Here is a 16,945-nt window from a genome sequence, read left to right as displayed (position 1 = left end):
TCCAGAGCGTCATCTAGGCTGCGGTCCTTTTGCCTGAGAGTTTCCGGGGCGGTTGCTCCTTCGGCGCCAGAGGAGAACCCTCCGGACTCTCCCGCAAGCCTTGCACTGACTAGCCCAAACGTGGTGCGCGTCGCGCGCGGGGTCAATCCCCCTTAAGATCTTGTTGACACTGACCTTGCGCCCGTGGCGCGGCGCGCCTCCTGCAATTCCGTGGAGGAGAGCAGCGCGTCCAGCGTGCGCGTGAGTGGCGCCTCGGCGACGAAACAATCCGCGCCCTCCACCATGACGCGTCGACGTGCGACGCCGCCGAAGCCCACCACATAGGCCCCAGCTGCGCGGGCGGCGAGATCAGTCATTCCGTCACCGACGATGGCGACCGAGCCGTGGTGCTCCGCCACGCCACGGCAGATTTCCGCCTTGCCGTCGCTGCGCGTGAGCGGCGAACTCGCATCAAAACCAGCATATCTGCCGCTGTCGTCGAGGTATATCTCGACGGCGCGCACATTCGAAACATCGATGCCAATGGCGCGCGCCAGCGTCGCAACCGGCTGAAGAAAGCCGCCGCTCACCAGATAGGTGGGCTTGCCGATCGCCTGCAGCGCAGCAATCGTCTCGAGGGCGCCGTCGACCATTTCCTCGACGTAACGCGCTCCGAGCCATGCGAGCGCATCCCCATCCGGGCGCACGATCTCCAGTCGCTTGGCATAGATCTCATCAAGCGCCAATGTGCCGTCCATGGCCGCGGTGGTGAGCGGCGCGATCTCGGCCACGACGCCGGCGCGCCGCGCAAGCTCGTCGATGCCTTCGATCCGCGTCAGCGTGCTGTCGCAGTCGAAGCAGATTGCCGCGAATTTCGACCGCTCGCTCATTACAGCTCGATCTGTACGGCTTGGCGGATGGCGGGGATCGCACGCACCTCCTCGAGCGCCTTGGGCGGCAGCGGCGCGGAAACGCCGACCAGCGCGATGGCCTCGGGCCTGCCTTCGGCGACGCCGACCTGCATGCGCGAGATGTTGATGTTCTCCCGTCCCAGGATGCCCCCCAGCGCGCCGACCACTCCGGGACGGTCGTCGTGCCGGGTGAAGATGAGGCAGCCTTCCGGCACCGCTTCGACGTGGTAATCGTCGATACATACGAGGCGCGGGTGGCTCTCTCCCAGCAGTGTGCCGGCGACGCTGGTCGATGCCTCGCCGGTCTTGGCGCGCAGCTCTACGAGCGAGACGTAATCGCGCGCCTCGTGCGCCCTCACCTCCCGCACCGCGATTCCCTGGCGGTGGGCGAGCGTCGACGCATTGACCTCGTTGACCGGCACGGCAAGGCGCTTGCTCAGCAAGCCAGCCAGCGCCCCCGCCGTGATGAGCCGTGGATCGACATCGGCGATGCGGCCGAAGAGGGCCACTTCGAGCTCGGCGATAGGCCCTGGCATGAGCGCCGATAGGAGGCGCCCCAGGGCCAGCGCGAGTTGCTGATAGGGTCGCGCGCGGATGAGTTGATCGCTCGGGATGCGGGGCAGGTTGACGGCGCTTTGCGCCGCACCCGTCACCAGGAAGGCGGCGATCTGCTCGGCGATCTTGACGCTCACCGCCTGCTGGGCCTCCTGCGTCGAGGCGCCCAGGTGCGGGGTCATCACCACGTTGTCGAGGCGCAAGAGAGGCGAGTCTCCCGGCGGCTCTTTGCCATAGACGTCGAGGGCGGCGCCGGCCAGATGGCCACTGGCGAGCGCTTCGAGGAGCGCCGCCTCGTCGATGAGCCCGCCGCGCGCACAGTTGATCAGCCGCGCGCCGGGCTTCATCTTGGCGAGGCGCGAGGCGTCGAGCAGGTTGCGCGTCGCGTCGTTGAGCGGGCAGTGCAGCGTCACATAGTCGGCGGAGGCAAGCAGCGTATCGAGGTCGGCGGGCTCGGCTCCCGTCTCGCGGATCACGTCCGGCACGACAAAGGGATCGAAGGCGAGCACGCGCATGCGGAACGCCAGGCACCGCCGCGCCACGATGCGCCCGATGGTGCCGAAGCCAACGATGCCCACGGTCTTCTCGGCCAGTTCGGTGCCGATGAAGTTACCCGGCTTCCACTCGCCGCGCCGCACCGAGCGGTCGGCCTGCGGCAAATGGCGACTGAGAGATAGGAGGTGCGCTAGCGCCAGCTCGGCGGTCGTCGTGGCGTTGGCGTCGGGCGTATTGAAGACGACGATACCGTGCTCCGTCGCCGCCGCGACGTCGATGTTGTCGACGCCGATGCCGGCCCTGCCGATGACCCGCAGCTTTTTTCCCGCTGCGATGACAGGGGCCGTGACGCGCGTCTTGGAGCGCACGATGAGCGCATCATAGTCGCCGATCCGCTGACACAGCGCGCCTTCATCGAGACCCGTCGCGACGTCGACGGCGAGCCCCGGGGTCGAGGCCAGCAAAGCCTTCCCCTGCTCGTGGATGGGATCTGCGACGAGTACACATTTGCCTGCTGCCATCTGCAACCCCGCTGCTCGCAAGCCTTCGGCCCAAGATCTACCGATCAGATCTCACCATTCTTATCAAGACACCACTCCCAAAACCGAAGGGCTGATGTCGACGAGCGGCGGATCGGCGCGTTCGCGCGCGAGAATGGACACTCTGCGCGCCCGCGCTACTCTACGAAAGGCCAAGCGGACGCGGCTCGCCTTCTCGTCTTGCCTGCGGCATCGCGCGCCGCCACCGACGCCGATTGTGGCGCGGATGCATCGCCCGCGGCGAATCTCCTCAGCCACGCCGTGAAAACTAGACGAACACAGTCAGCAATATTACCGTCCGCCGATCGTCAGTCCTCAAAGTCCATTTGTATCGCGTAGGGGGGTTCAGTCGTGTTGCGTCTCAGCGGGCGTGCGTGGAATTGCGTCAGCAAGAAGAAGTTCGCGGGCTCGAAAGGCCTCGACCCGCGGAAAAGCTACAAGATCTCGGCTGCTTGCCTGGCGGCGACATGCGCCAGCGTCGGTCCCGCCGCGGCGCAGGAAGCAGCAAAACCGGACCAGCTCCCTCCGGTTGTAGTGGAAGCGACCCAGGCGCCGGCGCCTAAGAAAAAGTCCGCGGCCAAGAAAAAGCCCGCTCCGACGACGACGGCAGTTGCCACGCCCGACACCGCTCCGGCGCAGCCGACGCAATCCTCCTCTGGCGGCCCGCTCGGCAACCCCAACCCGGGTGGCGTCGTCGGCTATCTGGCGACACAGACCTCGACGGCGACGAAGACCGATACGCCGCTCATCGACATTCCGCAGTCGATCACCGTCGTGACAAAAGAGCAGGCCAAGGACCAGGGCTCGCGCGATCTCAGGCAGGCGCTGACGTATGTGCCCGGCGTCGTTGTCGGGCAGGGTGAAGGCCACCGCGACGCCCCGACCATCCGCGGCGTCAGCTCGACCTCTAGTTTCTTCGTCGACGGCGTGCGCGATGACGTCGAGTATTTCCGCGACCTTTACAACATCGAGCGCGTCGAGGTCCTCAAAGGCGCCAACGCGATGATCTTCGGGCGCGGCGGCGGCGGCGGCGTCATCAACCGCGTCACCAAGAAGGCGGAGGGTGAGCGCCTCTACGAGGCGACGACGACCTACGGCTCGTTCGACACCAAGCGCGTCGAGCTCGATGGCGGACAGGCGATTACCAACGACTTCGCGTTCCGCATCCTCGGCATGTACGAGGATTCCGGCAGCTACCGCGACTTCACGGAGCTGGAGCGCTACGGCATCAATCCCAAAATCGCTTTCCGTCCGGACGAGGACACTGTCGTCCACCTCGCGTACGAGTACTACAACCATGACGGCACGGTTGATCGCGGGATTCCGGGTGATAGCCAGACGGGCAAGCCCGTTGATGTCGATCTGAGCACCTACTTCGGTAATCCCGATGTGAGCTTCACGTACTTCAACTCACACGTGGCGACGGCGATCGTCGAGCACAAATTCGACAATGGCATCAAGCTGAAGAACCATACGCAATACGGCAGCTACGAGAAGTACTACCAGAACATCACGCCGACGAGCACGGTGAGCATCAGCGACCAGGTAAACTTGGGCGCCTATGGCAACCTGACCGAGCGCGAGAGCATCTTCAACCAGACGGACCTCACGGCGAAGGTCGACATGGGCGGCGGCATCCGCCACACGCTGCTCGCCGGCACCGAGTTTGGCTATCAGGATACGACCAATCAGCGGTCCCCCAGTTCAAGTGTAGGCACTCCTACAGTGTGCACGGTGACGCTACCGACGACGACGTGTTCTTTCCCATTCAACCAACCGAAGGGCCCGGTGCTCCACACCGAGCTGGCGTTGGCAGGCGTCTATGTACAGGATCAGATTGAGATGAGCCGCTATTTCGAGGTGATCGGCGGCATCCGCTTCGATCACTTTGATGTCGACTTCACCAACAAGACCAGCGGCCAGCAACTCGACCGCGTCGACAACGTCTGGTCGCCGCGCGTGGGGGCGGTGTTCAAGCCTCTCGATTACCTGTCCTTCTACGTGAGCTACTCGAAATCGTTCCTACCCTCGACGGGTGATCAGTTCGCCAACCTCTCCAGCGGCGTAACGGGAACTGCAAACCTTCAGCCCGAGGAGTTCCTCAACCGGGAAATCGGCTTCAAGTGGGATGTCACTCCCCGCCTCTTCTTCACCGGCGCCTTGTTCATGCTGGATCGCGAGAACTCGTTCGTCACCACTGGCACGGGGCAGGTTGGGCAACTTGGCAAAACACGCACTCAAGGCGGCGAGCTGGCGCTCACCGGATACCTTACTGACGACTGGGAGGTCGTCGCGGGCTATGGCTATCAGATAGCCGAGGTCCTCGTGGGAACGAGTTCGAGCCAGATCGAGGGCAATGAGGTCCCGCTTGTTCCGCACCACACCTTCTCGCTGTGGAACAAGTATCACTTCCTCCCCGATTGGGCCGCAGGCGTTGGCGTGATCAGCCGCACCGCGATGTTCGCAGGAACAAACAACAGCATAACGCTGCCCGGCTTTGCGCGCGTCGACGCGGCGCTGTTCTGGGACATCAACGAGAACATCGAAGCGCAGCTCAACGTCGAAAACGTATTCGACACCGAGTACTACGCGACGGCGCACAACAACAACAACATCACGCCCGGCTCGCCACAGGCCTACTACCTAACGCTCACGACCCGCTACTGACCGAGCGTCTGACCACGATGAAATGCCCCCGCAATCTGCGGGGGCATTTTTGCTGCAACGCGGATACGGGGAACTAGAAGCCGAGGTAGATGCCGAAGCCCGGACGGCGGTAGTGGCGATGGCCATAGTGATGGCCGTGGCGACGATAGTGGCCGCGCCGCCATCCGCGGTGGTGGTGGTAGTATCCGGCCTTCTCCACGTTGCTGGTGTTGATCTGCTTGGCGCCGTTCGCCTGCGGCAGCGCGCTGGCGCTCTGCGGTGTAGCGAGCAGCACGCCGGCGGCGGCGACGGCAGCGGCAAGGGCTGTTTTCGTAAGCATCATCTGTCCTCCATTCGCTGGGAGGGCAACACTTCCCCGCCGCGTTGGTTCCCTGCGCTCTGCACGACAAAAGCGGTCGCGGAAAAACTGTCGCGGAGGATGTTGCGGCGCGTTGCAGCGCCTACATCGCTTGCTGCACCCGATAGGCATCGTGCGCGCATGGATGCTCAACCTTGCATTAACAAGGCCCGGGTTCGATGGCGCATCGCAGGAGAAGCCGCATGACGACGATTGCCAACGCTGTCACGACGACTGCCAACGCCTCAGCGTCGGGAAGCTTCGACATCGGTGGCGATCTCACCGTGCACCGCCTCGGGTTCGGCGCCATGCGCGTCACCGGCAAAGGCATTTGGGGCGAGCCGGAGGATCGCGCCGAGGCGCTGCGTACGCTGCGCCGTGTCCCCGAGCTGGGCATCAATCTGATCGACACTGCCGACAGCTACGGGCCGGAGGTGAGCGAGCGGCTGATCCGCGAGGCGCTGCATCCCTACAAGGGTCTCGTCATCGCCACCAAGGGCGGCCTCTTGCGTCCCGGGCCCGACAAATGGGTCCCCAATGGCCGGCCCGACTACCTGCGCCAGCAGGTGTTCGTCAGCATGCGCCGGCTCGGCGTGGAGCGCATCGACCTCTGGCAACTGCACCGCATCGACCCCGGCGTGCCGCGCGACGAGCAGTTCGATGCCATCCGCGCCATGCAAAAGGAGGGTCTCATTCGCCACGTCGGCTTGAGCGAGGTGAAGGTCGAGGAGATCGGCGCGGCGCAGAAGTTCTTCCAGGTCGCGACGGTGCAGAACCTCTACAATCTCACCAACCGCTCGAGTGAGGACGTGGTCGATTTCTGCACCAAGCACGGCATCGGCTTCATTCCCTGGTTCCCGCTCGCCGCGGGCAGCCTGGCGCGGCCGGGTTCAAAGCTCGATGCCGTCGCCCATCGCCACAACGCCAGCCCGGGGCAGATTGCCCTCGCCTGGCTCTTGCGCCGCAGCCCGGTCATGCTGCCCATTCCCGGCACCGGGAAAGTGAAGCATCTGGAGGAGAACGTCGCCGCGGCGAGCATCATCCTGTCGGATGCCGAGTTCGCCGAGCTGAGCGCACTCGCCTGAAGAGGCGTGAAACGCGACGCGGTCTGTGGTTCAGTAGGTCCTGTCGCTGAGCGCGCCAGGGCACATGGGCAAATTTCCACCCGTCATCGTATCGATGCTTCTCGCGGCGGCACTGGCCGCCGCCCCCTGCGCCGTGGCGCAGAAAGCTCCACCGACGTGCCGTGACGACGCGATGCTCGTCTTCGATGCCTCAGGATCCATGGCCGGCACCGACTTCAACAATCCGCCCACGCCGCGCATCGCGAAGGTGAAGGAGGCGCTGGGGAAGGTGCTGCCGGAGGTCGCCGCGACGCGCAACCTCGGCCTCATCGACTACGGCCCGGGACCCGCCAACCGGTGCGATAACATCGACTTGCTGCTGCAGCCCGCCCCCTATTCCGCTGAACGCATCATGACGGCGATCAACCGGCTGATCCCGGCGGGACGCACGCCGCTGACGGCGGCCGTGAGCGCAGCGGCGCGCGTGCTGCAGTTTCCCCACAAGTCGGGCGTCGTCGTGCTGCTGACCGACGGCGAGGAGACGTGCGGCGGCGATCCCTGCTCCATGGCCAGGGCGCTGCGGGCGCAGGGCGAAAACCTCACCGTCCACGTCATCGGGTATCGCATGCGCGATACGGCCACGCCGACCGGATATCTGCAGTCGCGCTGCCTCGCCGACAGCACGGGCGGGCTCTATATCTCCGTGGAGACGACGGATCAGCTCGTCGCCGCCCTACAGAAGATGCTGGGCTGCCCGGCGGTCTCGACGCTGCTCACGTCGGTGCCGCGGCGGCGATAAGCGATGCCGCCCTCCCGTCCGACGCTTCCGCGCACAGGGCTGGCGTTGCCGGGCGCGTTGGGCCACAAGGGCGCTCGACGAATGGTCCGGCCCTCCGCAGCCGGGCGCGAAACAGCGTATTGGGAGACGGCATGACCGCTTCGCGCACCACGGAGGTCCTCGCGCTCACCGCACTGCTGATCAGCACTCTTGCATCGGCAGCAGCAACGGACCGCCCCGTCGATCGCGATCGGCTGACGGGCGTCGTCGTCGCGCCGGGGGCCACGACCTGGTCGAGTGAGAACTTCGAGGAGAAGAAGGGCCTCATCAGCGAGATCGCGGCGGCGGAGGGCAAGACCTGCACCGACTACTCTTTCCTCGGCTGGGCGCCGGGATCGGGCGGCACCGACGTGATCATGCCCACGACCCGCAAAAGCTTCGAGTCAGCGGGACATGCGGTCGCGCAGAAGCAGGGGCACTTTCCTACCGATACGATTTGGACCGTCGCCAAGGAGGGACGCGAGGCCGTGATCCTGTGGGGCGCCGTGGCAGGCTCGACGATCTACCTATCGTGCCTCACCGCCGGCACCGCCGCCGAACCCGGCAAGACTCCATAACGCGATAGCGCAGCGACTGCCCGCGCGAGACGCGCCGCTCCTGTGGCGCCGAGCGCGTGCTCAGTAGGCGTCCCGCATTCCGGCGGCAAACGCGAGCCGCTCCGGCACTACGATCGCCGGCCCACGGGCTCCCGCCGCGGTCGCGCTGATCGGCAGGCTCGGCACGGCATTGGCCGAGCTGAACGCAACCGGCCACTGGCAGACGAACATGCCGACGACGAGCGCCGCGATAATGCCCAGCTGGCGCAGCTGCTTGACGCGCGTTTCGCGCTCGACCGTCTCGATGATGTAGATTTTCAGCGGCAGCTCGAAATCAACGGCGTCTCGGGCTGGCGTCCTGACCGGTACATAGGCCGACAGCACCTCTCTGCATTCCCTCACGATGCGCTCTCCTGGAAGCGGTACAAACCAGTGCCCTCGGGTGCAGACATCGCGCGACATTTTGGCCACCTCGTGACAACGAGGTTAACGCCTGAACTTTATTCGGCGGGCAAGGGGGCTGGCGGGGCGTGCGAAATGCCTCCGCCTCAATCTGCCGGAGCGTAGCGAGAATGCTTGGCGAAGCGGGGGCCTGCACACCACATTAGGCTCATTCCCAAGAGGATTGCATGGGCGCTGCCGGCGTCGATCGATGGCTGTATCCGACTCACCGCGGGCTCTTCTGCGAGCCCGGCGGCTTTTTCGTCGATCCGGCGCGCGCCGTCGATCGCGCCGTCATCACCCACGGCCACAGCGATCACGCGCGATCGGGTCACGGCGCTGTGTTGGCGACGCGCGAAACCATTGAAATCATGAAGACACGCATGGGGTCAGGGTGCGCCGGCGGCTTCGAGCCGCAAGCGCTGGGAGAAGCGCGGGACATCAACGGCGTAGCCGTGCGCCTCATCCCCGCCGGCCATATCCTCGGCGCGGCGCAGGTGGTGCTCGACTGGCAAGGCCAGCGGGTGATCATCTCCGGCGACTACAAGCGCGCCTCCGACCCGACGTGCGCGCCCTTCGAGGTCGTGACGTGCGACGTGTTCATCACCGAGGCGACGTTCGCGCTGCCAGTGTTCCGCCATGAGCCGGCCGAAGCCGAGGTCGGGCGCCTGCTTGCCTCCATCGCCCGCCAACCGGAGCGCGCGCACCTCGTCGGCGCCTATGGGCTCGGCAAAACCCAGCGCGTTATCAAGCTGTGCCGCGAGGCCGGCTACGACAAGCCGATCTATCTGCACGGCGCATTGGTCGAGCTATGCCAGCTCTATCAGCGGCTCGGCGTCGACCTCGGCGACCTGCGTCCTGTCACCAGCGACAAGACAGGCGACTTCGCCGGCGCGCTCGTGCTGTGCCCTCCCTCTTCCGTCGACGACCGCTGGTCGCGACGCTTCCCCGATCCCGTCACCGCCTTCGCCTCAGGTTGGATGCGCATCAAGGGGCGCATCCGCCAGGCGGGCGTCGAGCTGCCGCTTGTCATCTCCGATCACGCCGACTGGCCGGAGCTGCTCGACACCATCGTCGAGACGGGGGCCGAGGACGTTTGGGTCACGCACGGCCGCGACGACGCGCTCGTCTACCAGCTCGGGCTTATGGGTCGCAAAGCGCGCGCGCTGTCGCTGGTCGGCTTCGAGGACGAGGGCGACTAGTAGTGTGATGATCGAGAAATTCGCCATCATGAACGACAAGGTATCGAGCGAATTTCTCGATCTGAATCACACTACCAAATCCATGATTCTAGTGTCCCTTATGCTTCCGAAGCTCGCTCCCAACCCCAGCCGCGAGCTCTGGCGAGCTTCGGAAGCGGGACACTAGCATGCAAAAGTTCGCCAACCTGCTCGACTGCCTGACGACGACGCCATCGCGCAGCGGCAAGCTGGCGCTGCTCGCCGAGTATTTCAGTTCGGCGACCGACCCCGATCGCGGCTTTGCGCTCGCCGCCCTCACCGATGGCCTGTTCCCCCGCCTGCCGCTGCGCCGCGCCCTTGCCGAGCTGATGGAGGGCAAGATCGACCCCGTGCTCTATCAGCTGTCGCGCGACTACGTGGGCGACACGGCGGAGACGGTGTCGCTGCTGTGGCCCGATAAGCGCAGCGCACGCGCCTCCCCGCGCCTTGCCGAGGTCGTCGCCGCACTCGAGCTCGCCCCGCGCAATGCCGTGGCGCCGGTGCTCGACGATTTCCTCGACCGCCTCGACGTGCGCGGGCGCTGGGCGCTCCTGAAGCTCGTGGGCGGCGCGCCGCGCGTCGGTGTCTCGGCCCGCCTCGCCAAGACGGCCTTGGCGCAGATGAGCGGGCATGAGCTCAGCGACATCGAGGAGATGTGGCACGCGCTGCACCCGCCCTACACCGATCTCTTCGCCTGGCTCGAGAGCCGCGGCCCGCGCCCCGATGCCGAGGGCAAGCCGGTATTCCGCCCCCTGATGCTCGCGCATCCGATCGAGGAAGGCGACTGGGCGAGCCTGACCCCGGAGGACATCGCCGCGGAATGGAAGTGGGACGGCGTGCGCGTGCAGGTGGCGGCCGGGTCATGCCGAAGGCATGCTTCCAGCATGGGCGAGGTGCGCATCTTCTCGCGCTCGGGCGACGACATCTCGTCCGGCTTCCCGGAGATCGTCGCCGCCTTCGCCCCATTCAACGCCGTGCTCGACGGCGAGCTGCTCATCGTACGCGACGGCGTCGTCGCCCCGTTCAACGACCTACAGCAGCGGCTCAACCGCAAGACCGTCACCGCCAAGATGCTGCGCGATTACCCTGCCTTCGTGCGGCTCTACGATATTCTGATCGACGACGGCGAGGACGTGCGCCCCCTCCCCTTCGCCGAGCGGCGGTTGCGCCTCGAGGCCTGGCACGCGCGACACCATCCACGCCTCACCGACGTCAGCGCGCTCGTCGCCTTCGAGCACTTCCAGCATCTCGGCGCGCTGTGGAGCGGCGCACGCGAGGCCGGCATCGAAGGGCTGATGCTGAAGCGCAAGACGAGCCCCTATCTTTCCGGTCGCCCCAAGGGGCACTGGTGGAAGTGGAAGCGCGCCGCGCTGACCATCGACTGCGTGCTGATGTACGCCCAGCGCGGCTCCGGCAAGCGCTCGTCCTACTATTCCGACTATACGTTCGGCGTCTGGCGCGAGGTTGCCGGGGAGGGTGGCGAAACGCTGCGCGAGCTGGTGCCGGTCGGCAAGGCGTATTCCGGCTTCACCGACGAGGAGCTCGTCCGCCTTGACCGCTTCGTGCGCAACAGCACCATCGAGCAGTTCGGGCCGGTGCGCGCCGTCGAGCAAGAGTTGGTGCTGGAGATCGCCTTCGACGCCGTGTTCCCCTCGAGCCGCCACAAGTCGGGCCTCGCCATGCGCTTTCCGCGCGTGCACCGCATCCGCTGGGACAAGCCGGCGGCGGAGGCAGATACGCTCTCGACGGTGCAGAAGCTCGTGGTGGCCCCTGGCGAGCCTGCCGCGCTGCATCGCTAGCTGCGACAGCCGAACACTGTTGGCTGGTTCCGGTCATACACCTATGTAACAACTATCAGGCCGGCTGGTACGGAGCGGGTACGCTCGTCGGCGACGTGCTGAAGCGCGTCAGCCGACGACCAATGGAGGCCTGAGCAATGAACCAGATAGATCGAAGGTTCGAGCAGCGCCGCCCCGGTAGTGGACAGGCGAGCGTGCTCGACGGCCCCGAGCACATCAAGGGGCTTCCGCACGATAAGAAAAGCGCCGTTGAGGAGGCACGCGGGCATCCGGAGCAGGCGAAGGCTTGTAAGAGCGTGCTCGATGGGCCGGCCTGCATCGCCGGCCTGCCGCACTAGGCGGGTGATCGAGCACAACGAGCATTAGGCCCCCGCAGGCGGGAACCTTGCGCCGGATAGTCAGTTTGACCATGTCGTGGTCAAAAGACTGGAGCGGTGCCATGCACACGACCAAGCATGCCCACACCGTATGGGAAGGATCCGCGCGCGACGGTGCGGGCAAAGTCACCTCGCAGAGTAATGCGCTGCAGAACCAAAAACTTTCGTTCAAGAAGCGCTTCGAGGATGAGCGCGGCACCAATCCCGAGGAGCTGATTGCGGCGGCGCACTCCGCCTGCTTCTCGATGGCGCTCGCCTATGCGCTCGACCAATCGGGCCACACGGCATCGAAGCTCGATACCGATGCCGGGGTGACGCTCGAGTCCACGGGTAACGGCTACAAGGTCTCCAGCTCGGTGCTGAAGCTCAACGCTACGGTGCCGGGCATGGACCGCGAGGAATTTGCGAAGATCGCGGAGAAGGCAAAGACGGATTGCCCGGTATCCAAGTTGCTGGATGCCGACATCAAGCTGGAGTGGATGTTGAATTGATCGCGTCGGTTCCGGCTAGGCGCCTCTGCTCGCGGATCATCGCGCGTCCTCGATCGAGCCCCGCTCCACTTGCAGGCCCGCTCGCTGCCAATCGGCCTTGCCGCCGCGGTAATCGAAGACCTTGTTGTAGCCGAGCTTGTCGAGATGCTTCGCCGCCTTGGGTGACAACTCGCACTCGCTGTCGGCGCAATAGACGATTACCGGCGTGTTCTTGTCGGGGATCACGTATTGGACGTGCATGCCGAACTCGTCGTCGAACGGCACGTTGACGGCGCCGGGCAGGTGCGCCTTGCGGTAATCTGGCTCGGGCAAGACCTCCACGAGCCGGGCGTCGGCACGGAACAGCAATCGCTGCACTTGCTGGCGAGAGACTTCCTGCATTTTTCCACCTTTCGCCTCGGGCTCTCCTTTCATGACGAGGCTAATCTTCGTCTCGGTGAACCGCTTTTGGCGCACCAAAGTTCCCTTGGCTTTCGAAAGAATTGACGATTTCCCTCACGCCGAGGGGGCAGCTCAATGGACGGCCGCCGCTGCACGCGGCGCGATCTGATCGAGAACGTGATCGATGGAAAGGGGCGCTATCCCCAGCGCACCAAACCCGGCCATCCCCGCTGCCGCGATGGTGTCGAGCTCCATGAGCTCCACTTGATTGCGGGTCAGCGCCGGCTTCGGCAGCAATTCCGTCATCCGCGCCAAGGCATGCCAGGCCGCGAAAGGCACCGGTACGAGCATCGGGCTCCGGTTGATCCTGCCTGCGATCGTGCGCAGAAGCTGCTCGTAGGTGTAGATGTGCGGCCCGCCAAGCTCGTAGGTGATGTCGGGCGCCTCGCTTGCCTGCAAACGACGCGCTATGGCTTCGCCTACATCCTCGACGTAGGCCGGTTGCAGGCGTGTCTCGCCGCGCCCGAACATGGGATAGACCGGGAACCACCTCAGGAGCCTGACGATGGTGTTGAGGAACACGTCGTCGGGTCCGAACATGACCGACGGCCGCACAATGATCGCGCCCGGTAACTGCGCCCTCACGGCCAATTCGCCCTCACCGCGCTTGCGGATGTAGAGCGAGGAGGATCCTGCATCCGAGCCGATCCCCGACACCTGCACGAGCCACCGCACGCCGCAATCCTTCGCCAGTCGCGCCAGCCGGCCGGCGCCTTCCACATGCACCGCATGGAAGGTCTCCACACCATGCTCGACATAGAGACTGACGGCGTTCACGACGCCTTGTGCGCCCGCGATGGCCGAGGCGACAGACCGCTCGTCGTGGATGTCGGCAAAGATGGGCGTGCTGCCCTGTCGAGCGGAGGCGCCAGACGACTGCGGATGCCGAGAGACAACCCGCACCGAGAAGCCTTTGTCGAGGAGATGGCGCACAACTCGCCGGCCGAGAAAGCCTGTGCCGCCAAACACCGCAACGGTTTGATCGGACATAGGGCACCTGCCAATCGCTATCGCGCCCGGCTGCGACTCCGTCCTTTACGTTATCTACGCTTGCGCAGCCATGCGCTCAAGCGGCCGGCCGCCGGCAGGCGCTATCGCTAACCGCGCGTACCGGCGCCGCGCAGGAGCCGCGCCGCCGTCATCGCGGCGAGGACGGCGCACATTGCGGAGACCGCCGACGTCACCTCGAAGGCGTAGACGAACGCCGCCCGCGCCGCGACCAGGAGCTGTGCCCCCTGCTCGGCGGTCAGCGCCTGCGCCGCGTTGATGGCGCCGCCGAGCCCATCTTTGGCACTCTCCACCGCGCTTACCGGCAGGGCGTGCAAGTCGGTTGCCCGCATGGCGCGCCCATAGACGAACGTGAACAGGCTGCCGAACACCGCGATGCCGAGCGCCCCGCCGAGCTCGAAGCTCGTCTCCGAGATGGCCGAGGCAGCACCGGCGCGCTCGGGCGGTGCCGCGCTCAGCACGAGATCGGTGGTAATGGCGCCGATCGGCGACATGCCGATGCAAAAGGCGAGCATCCCGCCGAACAGCAGCCACGGGGATCCCGCATCGGCGATCTGGGTGAGCGAGGCGAAGCCGGCAGCGGACAGCAGCAGGCCGGTGGCTATCACCGTCGCGGGCTGGAAGTTGCGGACCAGGGGCGGCGCCGCCATGGAGCCGAGGGCGAAGACGACGCCGGAAGGCGCCATCCACAGTCCGGCCTCCAGCGGCCCCAGGCCGAGCACGAGTTGCAGGTACTGGGTGATGAACAGGAAGGCGCCGAGCACCATGAACAGCCCGAGCACGTTGGTAGCCAGCGCGGCACCGAAGGCGGGAGCCGAGAACAGCCGCACGTCGATCAGTGGGTCGGCAAGGCGTCGCTCGCGGCGGAAGAACACCATGGCGACGATGACGCCAATGACGATGGCGATCACCGGCAGCGTCGCCAGCCCGTCCTCGGCGATGCGCTTTATGCCGTAGATGACGGCGAGCACGGCGATGATCGACTGGCCAGCGCTGACCAGGTCCATGTGGCCCGCGTGCGGATCGCGGAACTCGGGCAGCAGCAGCGGTCCGAGAACCAGCAGCATGAGCATCACCGGCACGTTGATCAGGAACACCGCACCCCACCAGAAGTGCGCCAGGATCAAGCCGCCGAACACCGGGCCGATGGCGGCGCCGGCCGAGAAGCTCGCCACCCAGATGCCGATGGCGAGCGCGCGCTCGCGTGGATCGAGGAACATGTTGCGAATGAGCGAGAGCGTCGACGGCGCCAAAGTCGCGGCGGCCAGGCCCTGCAGGGCACGCGCAAAGATCAGCATGCCGGCGCTGGTCGAATAGGCGGCAAGCACGGAGGTGACGCCGAAGGCGGCGGCGCCGATGAGCAGCACCTTGCGGCGCCCGACCCGATCACCGAGCGTGCCCATGGTGACGAGAGCGCCGGCGACCATGAAGCCGTAGATGTCGACGATCCACAAAAGCCCCGCCGCGCTCGGCTTCAAGTCGGCGGTGATCTGCGGCACCGCGAGGTACAGCACCGTCAGGTCCATCGAGTAGATGAGGCACGGGATGGCGATGACGGCGAGGCCGATCCAGTCGCGCCGGCGCGCCTTCGTCGTGGCCAAGGCAATGTTTTCTTGCATCAGCCGGGCTCCGGCGTGTTCAGCATCCGCGGCGATCGGCGGATCGCGGGGCGACCGGGGACTTTCCCTGTGGCGTGCATCTAGTGTGGCGGGCGCCGCATGTCATCCCTGAGCACGAAGGAGGAGCGTCCCCAACAGACCCATAAAGGGTCATGGCTAACAGTCCGTCAGCGTTCGCGCACGTAGCGGAACGGTCGCCCCTGCAATTCCCTGATCGGCGTGTCGGCGTAGGTCATTTCGAGCGCATCGCCATCGACGCGCAGGCGTTGCGCGGCGAATGCCTTCTTGCCCAGATCGCCAGGCTCGAACGCGAACACATAGGCCTTGTCGGTCCCGGCATGCGCCGAGACATCGAGCGTTTGCAGTGCGATGCCGAACATGCCGAGGCCCAAGGCAATTGCCATGGGCGCACCGGCGCAGTCGACCGCGAAGCCGCCGGCTTGCGTCACGCCGGCAGACTTGGTCTGCCCGTCGCAGGTCACGCTCACGTCCACGCCGGCGATGGGCTGGCCGCTCTGGCTCTCGACGATGACGTCGAAGGCATCGGTGCCGCTGGGCTGCATGCGCTTGAAGGAAAAGGCCGGGCGCTTGTCGTAGGCGGGCGTGGTGACGATGACCTCGCCCTTCCCCATCTGCCAAGTCCCCTCGGCGCTCTCATCGTAGGCGCCATAGGCGAGGAAGTATTCGAACGTGCCATCGGGCGACAGGCGCATGCAGGAGCCGACCTCGTGCACGCCTGTGAGGCAATAGGTGCCGGCGGCGGCCGCCGCATCCTCAGCGCGCGTCGGCATACCTGTCGCGGCGACCAGCGCGCAGACAGCTGCGAGCGCTCGCAACAGCGCGGCGGGGCGGAGAATTTGGCTCAAGACGCAATCCCTTCACCCCACCTCTTAGCACAACCGCCGGACTCTTGGCGATCTCGTCTACTCGCGCTTGGCGTTGCTGGAGGCGCGCCAGTCGCCGCTGTAGAGCGGCAGCGTACCCTCGGTGAAGGCGCGGGCGTCATAGTTCAGCAACGCCCGATCGAAGGTCACGGTCGGCTTCTTGTCGCTCTCGGCGACGTCGAGGACCAGCGAGAAGGAATAGGACCCCGGCTCGCGGATCAGCTGGTCCGGCTTCTGGTCCTCGCCGCGCGTGTAGAACAGCACGGTTTCGGTGCGGCTCGAGCGGCCGGCGAGCGATAAGGGCGCAAACGGCTCGTAGGCGCCCGCGCGCGTGCGCTCCATGCTCCAGCGGCCAAAGTCGGCGGCATAGAAGCGCTTCGTTTGCTTGCTGCGCGCATCCGTTGCCACGAGCTCCATGGCGAGAACGGTCGCCGTGCGCGCGCCCTCGTTGGCCAGCGTGACGGGCACTGCGATCACCTCGAAATTGGAGTTCTGATAGGGGGCCGCGTACTGGATGACGGGCGGCACGAAGACGCGCACATCGGCTTGCTTGAGCGAGGTCTCCCACAGACTGTAGCCGGAGAACGCCAGCGCGACAGCCGACAAGACCGCGGCCAGCTTGCCACCTTCAAGGCCCATGATCCCCTGCGTCGCGATCTCCGCCGGATCGCTTGCGCGCACGCGATCTGCAAACCGCCCCATGCACTCCCCCATCGACTTGCGTCACGTTCAACGGCCGCGGCA

General features: G+C 65.8%; 17 protein-coding genes and 1 riboswitch. Of the genes, 8 read left to right on the top strand and 9 right to left on the bottom strand.

Going from position 1 to position 16,945, the window contains the following annotated elements:
• Window positions 1-11: 11 nt before the first annotated feature.
• Window positions 12-104: riboswitch (glycine riboswitch) on the bottom strand.
• 48 nt (window positions 105-152) lie between these two features.
• Both F9K20_RS16415 and serA read right to left on the bottom strand, forming a co-directional pair.
• Complete coding sequence (locus F9K20_RS16415; protein ID WP_291004205.1) at window positions 153-869, bottom strand: HAD-IB family phosphatase; 717 nt, start codon at window positions 867-869, stop codon at window positions 153-155.
• A complete protein-coding gene (gene serA, locus F9K20_RS16410; protein WP_291004202.1) occupies window positions 869-2,461 on the bottom strand; it encodes a phosphoglycerate dehydrogenase in 1,593 nt (530 codons plus the stop codon). The genes F9K20_RS16415 and serA overlap by 1 nt, the downstream gene beginning before the upstream one ends.
• Window positions 2,462-2,830: 369 nt before the next feature.
• On the opposite strand from serA, the gene F9K20_RS16405 reads away from it, so the two are divergent.
• The gene (locus F9K20_RS16405; protein WP_291004199.1) at window positions 2,831-5,146 is read left to right on the top strand and encodes a TonB-dependent siderophore receptor; all 2,316 of its coding nucleotides are present in this window, start codon (window positions 2,831-2,833) and stop codon (window positions 5,144-5,146) included.
• A 73-nt stretch (window positions 5,147-5,219) separates the two neighbouring features.
• On the opposite strand, the gene F9K20_RS16400 is transcribed toward F9K20_RS16405, so the two are convergent.
• Window positions 5,220-5,468: a hypothetical protein gene (locus F9K20_RS16400; protein WP_291004196.1), complete on the bottom strand. Its 249-nt coding sequence runs from the start codon at window positions 5,466-5,468 to the stop codon at window positions 5,220-5,222.
• A gap of 218 nt (window positions 5,469-5,686) precedes the next feature.
• On the opposite strand from F9K20_RS16400, the gene F9K20_RS16395 reads away from it, so the two are divergent.
• The 3 genes from F9K20_RS16395 (at window position 5,687) to F9K20_RS16385 (ending at window position 7,942) form a co-directional block, all read left to right on the top strand.
• Window positions 5,687-6,568: an aldo/keto reductase gene (locus F9K20_RS16395; RefSeq protein WP_291004194.1), complete on the top strand. Its 882-nt coding sequence runs from the start codon at window positions 5,687-5,689 to the stop codon at window positions 6,566-6,568.
• A gap of 64 nt (window positions 6,569-6,632) precedes the next feature.
• Entirely contained in the window at window positions 6,633-7,346 is a 714-nt protein-coding gene (locus F9K20_RS16390; RefSeq protein ID WP_291004191.1) for a VWA domain-containing protein, read from the top strand.
• Between the two features lie 131 nt (window positions 7,347-7,477).
• On the top strand, window positions 7,478-7,942 hold the full coding sequence (locus F9K20_RS16385) for a hypothetical protein (protein WP_291004188.1): 465 nt from the start codon (window positions 7,478-7,480) through the stop codon (window positions 7,940-7,942).
• Window positions 7,943-8,002: 60 nt separating this feature from the next.
• Here the strand turns inward: F9K20_RS16385 and F9K20_RS16380 are convergent, their stop codons facing one another.
• A complete protein-coding gene (locus F9K20_RS16380) occupies window positions 8,003-8,383 on the bottom strand; it encodes a hypothetical protein (protein ID WP_291004185.1) in 381 nt (126 codons plus the stop codon).
• A gap of 167 nt (window positions 8,384-8,550) precedes the next feature.
• Between F9K20_RS16380 and F9K20_RS16375 the strand changes: the two genes are divergently transcribed.
• From F9K20_RS16375 to F9K20_RS16360, 4 genes are all read left to right on the top strand, one after another.
• A complete protein-coding gene (locus F9K20_RS16375; protein WP_291004183.1) occupies window positions 8,551-9,564 on the top strand; it encodes a ligase-associated DNA damage response exonuclease in 1,014 nt (337 codons plus the stop codon).
• Between the two features lie 167 nt (window positions 9,565-9,731).
• Window positions 9,732-11,381 carry a cisplatin damage response ATP-dependent DNA ligase gene (locus tag F9K20_RS16370; RefSeq protein WP_291004181.1) on the top strand — a complete coding sequence of 550 codons (1,650 nt, stop codon included), beginning with the start codon at window positions 9,732-9,734 and terminating at the stop codon, window positions 11,379-11,381.
• Between the two features lie 137 nt (window positions 11,382-11,518).
• Window positions 11,519-11,719, top strand: coding sequence for a hypothetical protein (locus F9K20_RS16365; protein WP_291004179.1), 201 nt, complete (start codon window positions 11,519-11,521; stop codon window positions 11,717-11,719).
• 101 nt (window positions 11,720-11,820) lie between these two features.
• Window positions 11,821-12,249 (top strand): OsmC family protein, encoded by a 429-nt coding sequence (locus F9K20_RS16360; protein ID WP_291004177.1) that lies wholly within the window; start codon window positions 11,821-11,823, stop codon window positions 12,247-12,249.
• A 36-nt stretch (window positions 12,250-12,285) separates the two neighbouring features.
• Here the strand turns inward: F9K20_RS16360 and F9K20_RS16355 are convergent, their stop codons facing one another.
• The 5 genes from F9K20_RS16355 to F9K20_RS16335 all read right to left on the bottom strand — a co-directional run bounded on the left by F9K20_RS16355 (window position 12,286) and on the right by F9K20_RS16335 (window position 16,903).
• Window positions 12,286-12,705 (bottom strand): rhodanese-like domain-containing protein, encoded by a 420-nt coding sequence (locus tag F9K20_RS16355; RefSeq protein WP_291004175.1) that lies wholly within the window; start codon window positions 12,703-12,705, stop codon window positions 12,286-12,288.
• Between the two features lie 57 nt (window positions 12,706-12,762).
• Complete coding sequence (locus F9K20_RS16350; RefSeq protein ID WP_291004173.1) at window positions 12,763-13,680, bottom strand: complex I NDUFA9 subunit family protein; 918 nt, start codon at window positions 13,678-13,680, stop codon at window positions 12,763-12,765.
• 107 nt (window positions 13,681-13,787) lie between these two features.
• The gene (locus F9K20_RS16345) at window positions 13,788-15,317 is read right to left on the bottom strand and encodes an MFS transporter (protein WP_291004171.1); all 1,530 of its coding nucleotides are present in this window, start codon (window positions 15,315-15,317) and stop codon (window positions 13,788-13,790) included.
• 167 nt (window positions 15,318-15,484) lie between these two features.
• The gene (locus F9K20_RS16340) at window positions 15,485-16,183 is read right to left on the bottom strand and encodes a hypothetical protein (RefSeq protein ID WP_291004170.1); all 699 of its coding nucleotides are present in this window, start codon (window positions 16,181-16,183) and stop codon (window positions 15,485-15,487) included.
• A 57-nt stretch (window positions 16,184-16,240) separates the two neighbouring features.
• The gene (locus tag F9K20_RS16335) at window positions 16,241-16,903 is read right to left on the bottom strand and encodes a hypothetical protein (RefSeq protein ID WP_291004168.1); all 663 of its coding nucleotides are present in this window, start codon (window positions 16,901-16,903) and stop codon (window positions 16,241-16,243) included.
• Window positions 16,904-16,945: the final 42 nt, after the last annotated feature.

It is taken from the genome of Hyphomicrobium sp., assembly GCF_009026145.1.
GTDB lineage: Bacteria > Pseudomonadota > Alphaproteobacteria > Rhizobiales > Hyphomicrobiaceae > Hyphomicrobium_A.
The sequence above is the reverse complement of the archived record's forward strand: the minus strand, read 5'-3'. Positions and strand labels throughout refer to the sequence as shown.